Origin of the sequence: Candidatus Arsenophonus lipoptenae (genome assembly GCF_001534665.1) — a bacterium.
Taxonomy (GTDB): domain Bacteria; phylum Pseudomonadota; class Gammaproteobacteria; order Enterobacterales; family Enterobacteriaceae; genus Arsenophonus; species Arsenophonus lipoptenae.
On the sequence record NZ_CP013920.1, the window covers coordinates 150560 to 165149 of the forward strand.

The following is a 14590-nucleotide window of genomic DNA, read 5'->3' on the forward strand; positions in this document are numbered from 1 at the left end:
TATAATGTGCATTAATATCATTAATAACCTGAATGACCAAATCCATTACAACCTCTTTTTGTTATTTCAAAATTTTGTACAAATTCACATTCAACTTGAACAACTGGTACAAAAACTATTTGTGCTATTCGATCACCAGGATTAATAATAAATCCTATATTACTACGATTCCAAATTGAGATTTTCAATTCACCTTGATAATCAGAATCTATTAAGCCTACTAAATTACCTAATACAATACCATGATTATGTCCTAAACCTGAACGTGGAATAATAACAGCAGCTAATTGTTTATCAGCAATGTGTACTGCTAATCCAGTGGATAATAATTTAGTTTGACCAGGATCTAGTTTTAAAGAGTGATATAAACAAGCTATTAAATCTAATCCAGCTGATCCTGCTGTAGCATAAGTAGGGAATGGGAATGTATTCCCTATACGTTTATCAAGAATTTTAATATTTATTTTTTTTTTCATAACTTTTAAGTATTTCATCTAATAGGCGGTGACTAAGAACTAACTTATGACTATAAGATAAATACACTTCCTTATCCTTCCAGAATAAATTTAAAGCATTATTTTCTGTATTAAATCCATGATTAATTAATGAAATATCATTTGCACAAATAAGATCTAAATTCTTTTTAATGCGCTTATTTTGAGCATTTATTTTAATATTTTGTGTTTCTGCTGCAAATCCAACAACATAAGGGCGATTTTTAATTAATTTAGCTACACTTGCTATAATGTCAATGTTTTTTATAAATGTAATATTTATTTCATCTTTATGTTTTTTTATTTTTTCTTTTATAACTTCTTTAGGGCGATAATCAGCTACTGCTGCACATCCAATAAAAATCTCTTGATGATGAATGATATCATGTACTTGTTTATACATATCTAATGCACTTATAATATTTATACGTTTAACACCTTTTGGTGTTGATAAATTTACTGGGCCACTAATAAGAGTTACTTCAGCACCACGTTCCGCTGCTGCTTGGGCGATAGAATAACCCATTTTACCAGAACTATGATTAGTAATAAACCGAATAGGATCTATATCTTCTTGTGTAGGCCCAGCAGTAATAGCTAAATGTAGCTTTAGCATATCTTTTTTATAAGATAAGCTATTTTCAGCTAATTCAATTATGGATAATGGTTCCAACATTCTACCTGGACCAAAATCACCACAAGCTTGCTTTCCTTCATCTGGCCCCCAGACTAAAATATTATGTTCTTTAAGAATTTTAATATTTTTTTGAGTAATATTAGCTCGATACATTTGCTGATTCATAGATGGAACAACAGCTATTTTTGCATCTGCAGCTAAACATATTGTTGTTAATAGATCATTAGCCATACCAATAGATAGACGAGCCAATAAATCTGCAGTAGCAGGAGCTAAAATAATTAAATCTGCCCATTTAGCTAATTTAATATGAGGCATTTCTGATTCTGAAGTATAATTTAATAAAGCATTAAACACTGGAGAACCAGAAACAATCTCTAATGTTAACGGTGTAATGAAATATTTGGCTGCATCTGTCATAACTACCTGTACAGTTGCACCTCGCTCCCGCAAACCACGAATTAGTTCTGGTATTTTATAAGCTGCAATACCTCCACTAACACCAAGTAAGATATGTTTCCCTATAAGTTTTACCATAATATCTATCCAAACTCAAAATTATGAGTTTACTAACATTAAATTTACTAACATTAGTATAAACTAAAAATTGAATATATAGGAAAATTTTATAAGGAATTATTCTTATTGCAAAAAAAATATTTTTAAGTATTTATAATTATAACTTATTACTAAGTACTAAATTATTGGTATATCACTATTATATACTTATCAAAAATACTTATCAAAATATTATAAAATATTACTGATAGCTAAAAAATAAATTTATTATTGTTAAATTTATTTTAAATAGTATAATTAAATAATTATTTTTATCTAAATTATTTTATTAAATTTAAAAATTTAATAAAATTAAAATAAAATCATTAATAAATATTATTAATGATAAAAATATAAATATTTTATCAGTACACATAATTTATATTATAAAAATAATATATTGTTAACTATAGAATCGATAATACAATTAATTATCATTACTTCAATATTTTAAAATACTAAAGTTAAATATGTTTAATGTATACTTGAAATTTATAACTTGACAAATATAAGTTTATTCTATTAATTTAAATTTATTAGAACTAGAATTAATTATATTTTTGGAGGAAGTACATGTCAAAAATATGTCAAGTTACTGGTAAAAAACCTATGTTAGGTAATAATAGATCACATGCAATGAATGCCACTAAACGTCGTTTTTTACCAAACCTACATTATCATCGATTTTGGATTGAATCAGAAAAAAGATTTATAAAACTTCGTACCTCTGCAAGAGGTATCAGAATAATTGATAAAAAAGGAATCGAGGCAGTTCTTACTAAACTAAATAGCTTAAACAAAAATAAATTAAATATAACAAAGATCAAAGGAATTGAAAATGGCAAAAAACATGCGAGAAAAAATTAAACTAGTTTCTTCTAAAGGCACAGGACACTTTTATACAACAACAAAAAACAAACGCTCTATACCTGAAAAACTGGAAATAAAGAAATTTGATCCAATTATCCGTAAACATGTTATATATAAAGAAATTAAAATTAAATAATTACTAAATATAATTGCCGTATAATTGCTGTTTTTTACAAATTGTTAATTATAACAATAATTATTGTAAAATCATTAAATACTATCCGAACTATCCGGTAGTGTTTATATTTATCATTTTAATTGCATTTTAATTAAGTTCACTATTTTGATTTAAAATACAAAAACCACAATACTGAATAAAAAATTTAAACACAAAAAATTAAATATTAGGATAATAGTTTATTAATGGGTTGAAAAATCATATTTATAAAAAACTACTGTACTATTAGTATATAGTATGTTAATAATTATAACAGTGAATGACTATTTGATTCTATTTAATAGAAATTAAATAATGAATCTTTATAAAACACTATACCTACCGTATATTTTATAAAATAAAATTAGCTATTATAAGAATAAAATGTAATTGATAGTAATTTAAAATTTTTAAATTTAATTTATATTACAAAAAAATAATATTTGATATATTATATTTGCATAGTAATGCTACTACTTATAATTATACTACATAAAATAACATACATATAAAATAACATACATATTATTAGCAATACATTAAAAAATAAGAACTATTCACTAGAGTTAATTTAATTTTTTAATAATATTAATATGAAAATCGCATTTTGTTTATATAAATATTTTCCATTTGGTGGAATACAAAAAGATTTAATACAAATTATTTCTGAATGCCAAAAAAGAGGGCATCAAACATGTGTTTATACAATGGTATGGGATGGTATAATTCCTAATAATATTAACGTAATTATAATACCAGTTACATCATATACAAATCATGGACGTAATAAATCTTTTTATCATAAGTTAAAAAAATATTTAACTAAATATCCAGTCGATTTAATAGTTGGTTTTAACAAAATGCCAGGATTAGATATCTATTATGCAGCAGATACATGCTATGCAGAAAAAGTTAAAAAAGAAAAAGGATTTTTTTATAAATTAACAAAACGTTATAAACATTATATAACTTATGAAAAAACTGTATTTGATATAAATAGTAATACTAAATTATTAATGCTAACACAACATCAAATCAATAATTTCAAAAAACATTATCAAACACCTGATACACGTTTTTATTTATTACCGCCTGGAATTAATATTAATAAAAAATATGATAGACAAATAGCAAATGCAAAACAAATTTATAGAAAAAAAAATTTTATTTCTTATGATCAAAATTTTTTATTACAAGTGGGATCAGATTTTAAACGTAAAGGTGTGGATAGAACACTTAAATCAATAGCAACATTACCTTCGTTTATAAAAAATAAAACTATATTAATAGTAACAGGTCAGGATAATCCTATACGGTATCAAAAATTAGCAAAAAAATTAGGAATATACAAAAATATTTTATTTTTTTATGGACGTGATGACATTACTGAATTGATGTCTGCTGCTGATATATTAATTCATCCTGCTTATCAAGAAGCAGCAGGTATAGTATTAATAGAAGCTATCGCAGCTGGGCTGCCTGTTATTACAACAGAAATTTGCGGTTATTCATCATACATTAAACATGCAAATTGTGGTATAGTAATAAATGAACCTTATATTCAGGAAAATCTTAATAATGCTTTGATAACAAGCTTAACAAATAAATCTATATTAAGTCAATGGACTAATTCTGCTCGCTATTTTGCTGATACACAAGACTTATATAGCTTACATAAAAAAGCTACAGATATTATTTTAGGATCTTAACATAATTGAACTTAAAAAAGCTTTTAAAAAATTAAAGCAAGATAAAAATATTTTCATTAAAATATAAAAAATTTCCAAAAGTTAGAAATTAAAAAAGAATACATAAAATACTTGTATATAATAATATGATATATATCATACATATAACATAATAATTATTATATTACATGTAATTTAAAATGCGTAAAATTATTACAAAAATACTTTGCTTAAAACAAAATATATATAAACCTTATTATCCTAAATTTAATATTGCTTATGGAGTTGATAAAAATTTTTTATATGGTTGTGGAATATCTATAGCATCAATTGCATTGCAAAATACTAAATTTAACTATCGCTTTCATATATTTACTAGTTATTTTAATGATGATAATAAAATATTATTTTTTAATTTATCACAACAATATAATCTTAAAATAAATATTTATCTTGTAAAAGATCAGAGTTTAAAATTATTACCTAACACAAAAAATTGGTCTTATCATACTTATTTTAGATTTATAATTGCTGATTATTTTGTGGATAAAATAGATAAAATTTTATATTTAGATGCAGATATGATCTGCAATAATAAATTAGATAAATTGCAAGAAATTAATTTTAATAACAATGAAATTGCAGCAGTTGTAATAGAAAAAGATGAAAAATGGTGGAAAAAAAGAGCTATTGCATTAAAAACAGTAAATATATCAAAAGGATATTTTAATGCTGGATTTTTACTTATTAATTTAAAACGTTGGGCTGAAGAAGAAATATCAACTAGAGCTATGAAATTACTTAGAGATAAAAACTCAAAAAATAAATTTTCTTTCTTAGATCAAGATGTTTTAAATATTTTATTAATGAATAAAGTAATTTATTTAGCAAAAAAATATAATACTCAATATAATATAAATCATGATTTACAATCTATTCAAAAGCAAGCATTTAATATTGATGCCGTTTTTATTCATTATATTGGTCCAACTAAACCATGGCATGAATGGGGGACATCTCAATTTTTGCAACCATTCATAAAAGCAAAAAATGCATCTCCTTGGAAAAATAAACCATTATTAAAAGCAAAAAGTATACATCTTTTAAGGTATTGTGCTAAACATAAATTTAAACAAAAAAAATACTATGATAGTATAAAATATTTTATTTTATATTATTTAGCTAAATCTAAAAAAATTTTCAAGAGATTAAAATCTAATGTTTAATATTCACAGTATTATAAAAAAAAATTAAAATTAATACAAAACAAAAATATACCTATAAAAAAAAAATGAACTACAATATAGTATACGGAGTTGATAGAAATTTTTTACTTGGAGCAGCTATATCAATAAATTCAGTCTTAATACATAATAATATAAATTTTAATTTTCATTTATTTACTGATTATATTGATGATAAATATATAAATAATTTTCAACAAATAATAATAAAGCATAAATCTAGTATGATAGTTTATTTAGTCGATGTTGAGCATTTAAAGCCACTATTAATTTCAGATGTTTGGTCTTATGCTACCTATTTTAGATTAATTGCCTTTGAATACTTAAGTACTGATATAAATTATATCTTGTATTTAGATGCCGATATTATTTGTATAAATAGTTTAAAAAAAATATTTCAATTAAATTTAAATAATTTTTTTGCAGCAGTAGTTCTTGATATTGATAAAATGCAACATTTACATGCTAATAGATTAAATATAGCAATATTAAATAAAAAATATTTTAATGCTGGTGTAATATACGTGAATTTACAAAAATGGATTAAAAATGATTTTTATAAAAAATCTATAGAATTAGTATTAGGAAAAACTAATTTTGGTAAATTAAAATATCTTGATCAAGATGCATTAAATATACTATTTAATACTAAAAATATTTATTTATCACGAGATTTTAATTGCATATATACATTAAAAAATGAATTAATTTATCGTGATTTTTTAAAATATAAATTATTTATAACAAATAAAACTATTTTCATACATTATACTGGTATTACAAAACCATGGCATACATGGGGTATTAATTATCCAGTTAGCAAATTTTTTTTAAATTCATATAAGTGCTCTCCTTGGAAAAATCAACCACTAAATGAAGCAAAAAAGAAAAATGAAATGCAAGAAAAATATAAACATTTATTTATACAATATAAATATATAAAAAGTTTTATATGTTTAATTAAATATAAATTATTAAAAAATAAATTATTAAAATAATCATCAATCATATTAAACTACACATTATAAATTTTATATCATAATTATATAGATAATTAAAATGTATATTTAAATAAACTTTTTTAACTTATTTGAGTTATACATATTATTTATTATTTAATATAAATCAGTTTATTTGCTATATAATCTAGCACAAAAAATAAATATCAAATATAAAAATATTTTTCATACAATAAAGAATCATGATAAATAAAAAAAACAAACTTTAAATAGATTTTGGTTTAAGAACTAATTATTTATTACCATTCAATGCTAATGCTATTCCTATAATAACAGACATATTTGAAATATGAACTGTTTCAAATAAACCTCTAATTATTATATCACCAATAAATATTAACATTAAAATTAAAAAACCATCTTTAATTTTATTATTACGATATTTTTTCAATAAATATATAAAGGTTGAAATAAAAAAATATAGAATAGCAACTAATCCTAGTATACCAGCAGCAAACCAAATTGATAGAATAGTATTATGAGGTCCTATTGACTGTTTAAAAATCCATTCAGGATAATCTATTACTCTTTCATTATAAATTTTATAAAATAATTGTTCTCCATAACCATAACCTATAATAGGATTATCTTTGATAAGATCTAAAGCAGAATCTTGAGTACCATTACAATATCTATGACTACTATCCATTTGTTTTAACTTATAGAATAATTTATCATATTGACCTTGATTAATTATAGCTAGTTGAATTAACAAAATACTAAGTAAAATTATAGCAATATTAGGTAATTGAATCTCTTTTTTTATCAAACACCAAATAATAAATACTATAGTAATAGATAACCAAGTGCCTCTTTGTAAGGTGCCTATAGTTATTAGAACAAAAATAAGTGAAAGTAGTAAAAATAAAATTATACTTTTTGTGTTTTTATATAACCAAAAAGAGAGCAAAGAAGGCATAATAAATATTAACCAATCTGAAATATATCGATGTTCAAATGTTGATAATGGTAATATACCTTGATGATATTCATTAATATATTGTCTGATTTCCTTAATTGTTAATGGCAAAATAGAAAAAACTAAAGAAAAAATTAACAAATTAGTTATATTTTCTTTTTTTTCTCGATAAAGAACAATAGCAATAGCTATTGTATTAATAAATAATTTTTCTAAAATTTCTTTATTAAAAGCTTTAATTGAAATATTTATATCTCTAGAAATAATTAATGAATAAAGAATTGCTACTACAAAAAATATTAAAGATAAAAATAAATTATTTTTAAACATATTAAAAACAGTTCTTTTTTCCATAATTAAGGAGATAATAGCGGTAAAATATATTAATCCTGTTAAAATATGCTTATAACGAGTAATACCATCAGCAAAATAGATAACAATAAAAAAAAATACTATACCTAAATTCCAATACGACCTGTAACTAAATTTTTTATTAATTGTTGGTATACTCTTCATCTGTTCTCCAAAAAAAAATTAAATTTAATTTTATTTATATAGACTAAAATATAAAAAATGATATATAATATAAATTATTGTTAGGTAAATAAATTTATATGCCAGAACTACCTGAAGTTGAAACTACTAGACGTGGTATTAAATCCTATTTAGTTGGTAACAAAATAAAATATAGTATAGTACGTAATAGAAGATTACGGTTTCCTGTCGCAATAGAAATTTTAAATATAAATAATGAATTAATTTTAAATATCAAACGACGAGCAAAATACTTGCTCTTTGAACTAAAATATGGCTGGATAATAATTCACTTAGGAATGTCAGGTAATTTACAAATTCTAACAAAAAAACAATTAGCATTAAAACACGACCATATCGATTTAGTATTAGCTGATGGAAAAATATTGCGTTATACGGATCCAAGACGTTTTGGGTTTTGGTTATGGGCTAATAATTTGCATAATCATCCATTAATGATACATTTAGGTCCTGAACCACTTTCGAATAATTTTAATGTAGAATATCTGTGTCAACGAGCAAAAAATAAAAAAACTGCTATAAAACCTTGGTTAATGGACAATAAAATTGTAGTAGGTCTTGGTAATATTTATACTAATGAAATATTATTAGCATCCAAAATATTACCAACTAGAATTGTTAAATCTCTAAATAAAAAAGAAATTACTAATTTAGTTATACAAATTAAATATATTCTTAATAGTGCAATAGAGTATGGTGGCACTACATTAAAAAATTTTTTGCAGTTTGATGGGAAACCAGGTTTTTTTAATCAAAAATTGCTTATTTATGGAAAAAAAAACGAACATTGTACAATATGTAATCAAAAAATAACACTAATCAAACAAAGAAATAGAAGTACTTATTTTTGTTATAATTGTCAAAAGTAATTTTGATTTAAATTAATTTTTTTTAGTTTCTGTAATATAGCTTTTATTATAGATTTTGGTAAAAAAGATGAAACATCACCACCAAGACTAATTACTTCCTTAATCAAAGAAGAAGAAACAAATGATAATTTAGGAGATGATAATAAAAATATAGTTTCTATATCAGTAATCAAATAATTATTCATATTAGCTAATTTAAATTCATATTCAAAATCTGATACAGATCTTATACCTTTAATTAAAATATTAATGTGTTGCTTTCGGGCATAATTTACTGTTAATCCATGAAATCCTGTTATTTCAATATTTGTTAAATGCTTTGTATATTTTTTAGCAAAAAAAATACGCTCATCAAGATTAAACATTAGTTTTTTTTGAGAATTACCTGAGATAGCTAATATTAATCTGTCGAATATTAAAGATGCTCGTTCTATAATATCTAAATGACCATAAGTTATAGGATCAAAACTACCTGGATACATAGCTGTGGCTGTATTTTTCATTTTATCTCATAAACAGTAAATAAAATATTTTCTCATTTAAATGCATTAAATAAATCATATTGATTACATTGTTTTGTTAAATTATGAAGAAAAAAATTATTAAATATATGTTTAAAAATTAATAAAATATAAAATAAGTATTAACATATTTTATATGTACAATCACTTTAGTATAATTACTTAAAATTATTTTATAAAATGTTATTATATTTATATCAAGTATTTATTTATCTTATTCAACCTATTATTTGGTTAAATTTATTATGGCGTAGTCGTAAATATAAATCTTATCGTAAACGTTGGAAAGAACGATATGGTTTTTGTAACAATAAATTAATACCATATGGTGTATTATTACATGCTGTTTCAGTAGGAGAAACATTAGCAGCTTTGCAACTAGTAAAAGCATTACGTCATAATCATCCAAAACTACCAATTACAGTCACTACAATGACACCAAGTGCATCAGCACTTGTTCTATCAAAATTTGGAGATGATATTCAACATGTATATTTACCATATGATTTAATAGGTTCTATACATCGTTTTCTTAATTGTATTAATCCTAAATTAACCATTATTATGGAAACAGAACTTTGGCCAAATCTTATTTTTCAACTAAAAAAACGAAATATCCCTTTGATTATCACTAATGCTAGATTATCTGAAATTTCAGCAAAACGTTATCAAAAAATAAAATGCCTTACAAAAAAACTATTACAAAATATTACTATTATAGCAGCACAAAACCAAGAAGATGGTGAACGTTTTATTAAATTAGGTTTAGCAAGAAAAAAATTATATATTACAGGTAATTTAAAATATGACATTACTATATCATCTGAATTATGCCTAAAAAATATAAAATTACGTCAACAATGGGCTCCAAATCGTCCTGTTTGGATTGCAAGTAGCACACATGAAGAAGAAAATTCTATTATCTTATTTAGTCATACTAAATTATTAAAACGAATACCTAATTTATTACTTATTCTTGTCCCTAGAAATCCAGAATGTTTTATGAACATCAAACAATTAACAAAAAAATTTAAGCTATTTTATATTTCTCGTAGCGATAACCTAATTCCTAATGATAACACTCAAGTTATTATTGGCGATACTATAGGTGAACTAATGTTATTATACGGTATATCTGATATTGCTTTTATAGGAGGTAGTTTAGTCAAAAAAGGGGGTCATAATCCTTTAGAGGCAGCAATATATTCTATTCCTATTTTAATGGGTCCTTATACTCATAATTTCAAAGATATTTGTACGAAATTAAAAAAAGAAGATGGTCTGATTACAGTATACGATAGCACGTCTTTAATTTTTAATATTTTATATTTAATTAAAAATAAAAATCATCGAATATACTATGGTAATAAAGCAGCAAAAGTTTTATACAAAAATAAAGGTGCATTACAAAAATCATTAAAATTAATAGAACAATATTTGCCACGAGTAAATTAAAAAATATTATTTAACAGAGAAAATATATTAAAAATTAAATAAATTTATAGTTTCACATTAATACTTAAAATTTATATTTAATTAAAATTACAAATATCTACTCTAAGTAGATATTTTACAGTATGTTAAAATTATAAAAAATAACTTAATAAAACCATACATAATTAATTTTAAATAAACTAAATTTACTAATTTAACATCTTTTAAAAGGTAATTAAAAATTATAAATTTAAAATTTTTACATAATTATTATATATTTTTATTTAATAAATATTATCTAATATTTATTATTAATTTTTAAAATTAAATGTTGATAAACATCATGAGGTTTAATTGTCGACATCTTGCCATCAGATGAAATAATAATTTGTTGTGCTGCACCACCATAAACACCTATTAAATGCGGTTTTGTAGGACCATAAAGTGTAATATTAGATTTATTAAGAGCAGCAGCTAAATGACTTAATCCTGTATCAACAGACACAATAGCCTTAGCCATAATAATTATTTTCGCTAATTTAGCTAATGATAGCTTAGGTAATACTTCAACATTATTAAAACCATTAGCTAGACTTACTGCTCTTTGATATTCTAAACTAGTCCCCCAAGGCAATTTTATCTTAATTGCTTTTATTTGTAAAAAATTAATTAATTCTCTCCAATAAGATTCAGGCCAATGTTTTTCTTTACGTGTCGTAGAATGAAAAAAAATAACATATGGGTAATTTTCTTTTTCATAAGTTAATGGCAAAAAATACTGTAAGATACCATAATCGCCAATAATAGTTGGTTTAGCATAATATAAGCTATCAGCAAACAATTGACGTATACGCTCAACAGCATGTTGTTTTTTATTAACACTATAACAATAGTCACAAAATAAGCTTGCTAAAGGTTCTCTAGAACTTTTCCAATTATAACAATGTGTTACGCCAGAAACCAACCGAGTTATAAAAAAAGAACTTTTTAATAATCCTTGTGCATCAATAACAGCATCATAACTTCTTTGTTTTAATCTACTATGAAAAAACGCTATTTGCTGTCTAGCTGTTTTTCCTAACCAGTTTTTTCGCCATCGTCGGATAGCAACCGGGATTACCAGATTAACAGCATCATGCCAATTAGGAATTTCAACAAAATTTTCTTCAACAATCCAATCAAATCTAATATTAGGATATTTTATAACAGCATCAGTCAATGCTGGTAAAGTATGTAATACATCACCCATAGATGAAGTTTTAACAATTAATACTTTCATTCTTGCTGATTTCCGTTAACAACTGAATTAATACAGTAATCACATATTCAGGTTTAATATCAATTAAACTTTTATGATAACCATTATCCATATTTCCTTTTCTAATTTTGTAATAACCATTAATTAAACGAATCATTTTTACTTTTTTTGACAAGGAAGGAGTAAAATCTGGACTACTTGGCCCATATAATACTACAAGAGGTATGTTTAATGCTGAAGCAATATGCATTAAACCTGAATCATTAGTTACTATAACCTGGCAAGATGCTAATAAATTAATCACCTGTTCTAGAGTTGTTTTACCAGTCAAATTAACACAATATTGTTTATAATCATTAGATAACAATTCTCTAATATTTTTAGCTATAACATCATCTTTTTTTGAACCAAAAATTAAAATTCGACAACGATTATAAATAGAAAATAATAATTTAGCTAATTTTGCATAATGATAAAACGGCCAACATTTAGCAGGTCCAAATGCCGAACCTGGACAAAAACCAATAATAAATAAATTTTCTGGAATATGAAAAATTTGTTTACTTTGTATTAATTCTGTTTTTGTTACTGATAATTTAGGTAATAAAATGGGTTTAGGTATTTCATCAGCATTATTAATTAAATTTTTTTTATAAGCTAATACGACATAACGTTGAAACATTTTAGGAAAAGCGGATTTATTTAATAAACGAATATCATTTAATAATCCATAACGCATTTCACCAATCCATCCAATTCTTTTTGATATTCCAGCAAAAAAAGGCACTAATGCAGATTTAAACGAATTAGGTAGCACATACGCTTGATCATAATGTCTAGATCGTAATTTAATACCAAATTGACGACGCATATTTATAGATAAACATTTATGTCCCCAAGGCATTGATATAGCTTGATTTATTTCAGGCATTTTATGTAATAATGATCGACACCAATCAGGTGCTACAACATCAATCTCTGATTTTGGGTATTTAAATTTTAAAGTGCGATAAAGGCTTTGCGACATCATCATATCACCTATCCATGAAGGGCCAATAATTAATATTTTCATACCCTTTATTACCCATTTAACTATTACTATTTAATAATCTCATATAATCATAAATCCCATCTTTTAAAGTTTTAAATGGTTTATCATAACCAACAGATTTTAATTTAGTAAGATCTGCTTCAGTAAATTTTTGATAAGATTTTTTTAATTTATCTGGAAAAGCAACATATTCTATTGAAATATTTTTATCCAGATGAAAATGCTTTATTTCATCAACTACAGACTTAAAGGAACTTGCCTTACCACTACCACAATTAAATATGCCAGAAATTTTATTTTGCCAAAACCATAAGTTAATAGAAACTACGTCGCTTATATGAATAAAATCTCGTTTAAACTTTTTACTACCAATAAAAAGTTTCGGATGTTGTCTATTTATAATTTGATTATTTAAATGAAAAATTATGCTAGCCATGTTTCTTTTATGATTTTCACGTGGGCCATAAACATTAAAATAACGAAAACCACTAACTTGGGAAGTAATATTAGGTAAAACTTTACGAACATACTGATCAAATAAAAACTTAGAGTAACCATATATATTTAATGGTTTTTCATATTTTTGATCTTCAATAAAATTATTATAACGATTACCATATATCGCAGCAGAAGAAGCATATAAAAATGCGATATGACGTTTAATACAATAATTAAGTAATTCTTTTGAATATTGATAATTATTATTCATAATATACTTACCATTACATTCAATAGTTGATGTACAAGCTCCTTCATGAAAAATTACATCAATATTACCTATATTATCATCAGATATAATACGTTTAATAAATTCTTCTTTATCAAGATAATCTGCAATATCTAAATCAATTAAATTAATAAATTTATCATTTTTTTTAAGATTATCTACTACTATAATATCACTACGACCAATATTATTTAATGATTTTATAATATTGCTACCAATAAAACCAGCACCACCAGTAACTATAATCATTAGATTTACCTTTATACTATTAATATAAATAATTAATTACATTAATTTAATTAAATCTTAACCATTCATTATAATATAATAACTAATATGATCTTTTTAATTTTCTATTATTTAATAACATATTTTTATAATATTTAATAATAAATATTAATTTATTAACTTGATATTATTAATAATAAAAATTATGTTCTAAACATATATCAATAAAAATAAATAGATCTATATCTAATCATTTTTATTAAAACTTATAAAAACTAAAAAATATTCTATTTCATAATAAGTTATAATATTAACTATTAACAATTAGTATTTAATATATAGATAAATATATTTATAAATA

13 protein-coding genes and 1 pseudogene are annotated in these 14590 nt (G+C 23.3%); 7 read left to right on the plus strand and 7 right to left on the minus strand.

Features of this window, described 5'->3' with window-relative positions:
* Positions 1-20: 20 nt before the first annotated feature.
* Together dut and coaBC are read right to left on the minus strand one after the other, a co-directional pair.
* Complete coding sequence (gene dut, locus AUT07_RS00615) at positions 21-476, minus strand: dUTP diphosphatase (RefSeq protein WP_066282779.1); 456 nt, start codon at positions 474-476, stop codon at positions 21-23.
* A complete protein-coding gene (coaBC, locus tag AUT07_RS00620; protein ID WP_066282786.1) occupies positions 454-1668 on the minus strand; it encodes a bifunctional phosphopantothenoylcysteine decarboxylase/phosphopantothenate--cysteine ligase CoaBC in 1215 nt (404 codons plus the stop codon). The genes dut and coaBC overlap by 23 nt, the downstream gene beginning before the upstream one ends.
* Positions 1669-2262: 594 nt before the next feature.
* Here coaBC and rpmB point away from each other — a divergent pair.
* The 5 genes and pseudogenes from rpmB to AUT07_RS00645 all read left to right on the plus strand — a co-directional run.
* Positions 2263-2481 (plus strand): annotated as a pseudogene (gene rpmB / locus AUT07_RS00625) (50S ribosomal protein L28); the annotation flags it as partial.
* 46 nt (positions 2482-2527) lie between these two features.
* Positions 2528-2695, plus strand: coding sequence for a 50S ribosomal protein L33 (gene rpmG / locus AUT07_RS00630; protein ID WP_066282789.1), 168 nt, complete (start codon positions 2528-2530; stop codon positions 2693-2695).
* Positions 2696-3309: 614 nt separating this feature from the next.
* Positions 3310-4425 (plus strand): glycosyltransferase family 4 protein, encoded by a 1116-nt coding sequence (locus tag AUT07_RS00635; RefSeq protein WP_066282793.1) that lies wholly within the window; start codon positions 3310-3312, stop codon positions 4423-4425.
* 179 nt (positions 4426-4604) lie between these two features.
* Entirely contained in the window at positions 4605-5630 is a 1026-nt protein-coding gene (locus AUT07_RS00640) for a glycosyltransferase (RefSeq protein ID WP_066282796.1), read from the plus strand.
* 65 nt (positions 5631-5695) lie between these two features.
* Positions 5696-6646, plus strand: coding sequence for a glycosyltransferase family 8 protein (locus tag AUT07_RS00645; protein ID WP_066282799.1), 951 nt, complete (start codon positions 5696-5698; stop codon positions 6644-6646).
* Positions 6647-6899: 253 nt separating this feature from the next.
* On the opposite strand, the gene rfaL is transcribed toward AUT07_RS00645, so the two are convergent.
* Positions 6900-8102 carry an O-antigen ligase RfaL gene (gene rfaL / locus AUT07_RS00650; RefSeq protein ID WP_066282801.1) on the minus strand — a complete coding sequence of 401 codons (1203 nt, stop codon included), beginning with the start codon at positions 8100-8102 and terminating at the stop codon, positions 6900-6902.
* A 98-nt stretch (positions 8103-8200) separates the two neighbouring features.
* Here rfaL and mutM point away from each other — a divergent pair, with 98 nt between their 5' ends.
* Entirely contained in the window at positions 8201-9010 is an 810-nt protein-coding gene (gene mutM, locus AUT07_RS00655; protein ID WP_066282802.1) for a bifunctional DNA-formamidopyrimidine glycosylase/DNA-(apurinic or apyrimidinic site) lyase, read from the plus strand.
* On the opposite strand, the gene coaD is transcribed toward mutM, so the two are convergent.
* Positions 9001-9513, minus strand: a complete 513-nt coding sequence (coaD, locus tag AUT07_RS00660; protein ID WP_066282804.1) for a pantetheine-phosphate adenylyltransferase — start codon at positions 9511-9513, stop codon at positions 9001-9003. The two genes, mutM and coaD, sit on opposite strands and share 10 nt — an antisense overlap.
* Before the next feature lie 198 nt (positions 9514-9711).
* Here coaD and waaA point away from each other — a divergent pair, with 198 nt between their 5' ends.
* Complete coding sequence (gene waaA / locus AUT07_RS00665; protein WP_066282807.1) at positions 9712-10986, plus strand: lipid IV(A) 3-deoxy-D-manno-octulosonic acid transferase; 1275 nt, start codon at positions 9712-9714, stop codon at positions 10984-10986.
* Between the two features lie 277 nt (positions 10987-11263).
* Here waaA and rfaC read toward each other — a convergent pair whose 3' ends face one another.
* The 3 genes from rfaC to rfaD are packed head-to-tail and all read right to left on the minus strand — an operon-like array spanning position 11264 to position 14250.
* Complete coding sequence (gene rfaC / locus AUT07_RS00670) at positions 11264-12244, minus strand: lipopolysaccharide heptosyltransferase RfaC (RefSeq protein ID WP_066282809.1); 981 nt, start codon at positions 12242-12244, stop codon at positions 11264-11266.
* The gene (waaF, locus tag AUT07_RS00675) at positions 12225-13295 is read right to left on the minus strand and encodes a lipopolysaccharide heptosyltransferase II (RefSeq protein WP_066282811.1); all 1071 of its coding nucleotides are present in this window, start codon (positions 13293-13295) and stop codon (positions 12225-12227) included. The genes rfaC and waaF overlap by 20 nt, the downstream gene beginning before the upstream one ends.
* Before the next feature lie 16 nt (positions 13296-13311).
* Positions 13312-14250, minus strand: coding sequence for an ADP-glyceromanno-heptose 6-epimerase (gene rfaD, locus AUT07_RS00680; protein WP_066282813.1), 939 nt, complete (start codon positions 14248-14250; stop codon positions 13312-13314).
* Positions 14251-14590: the final 340 nt, after the last annotated feature.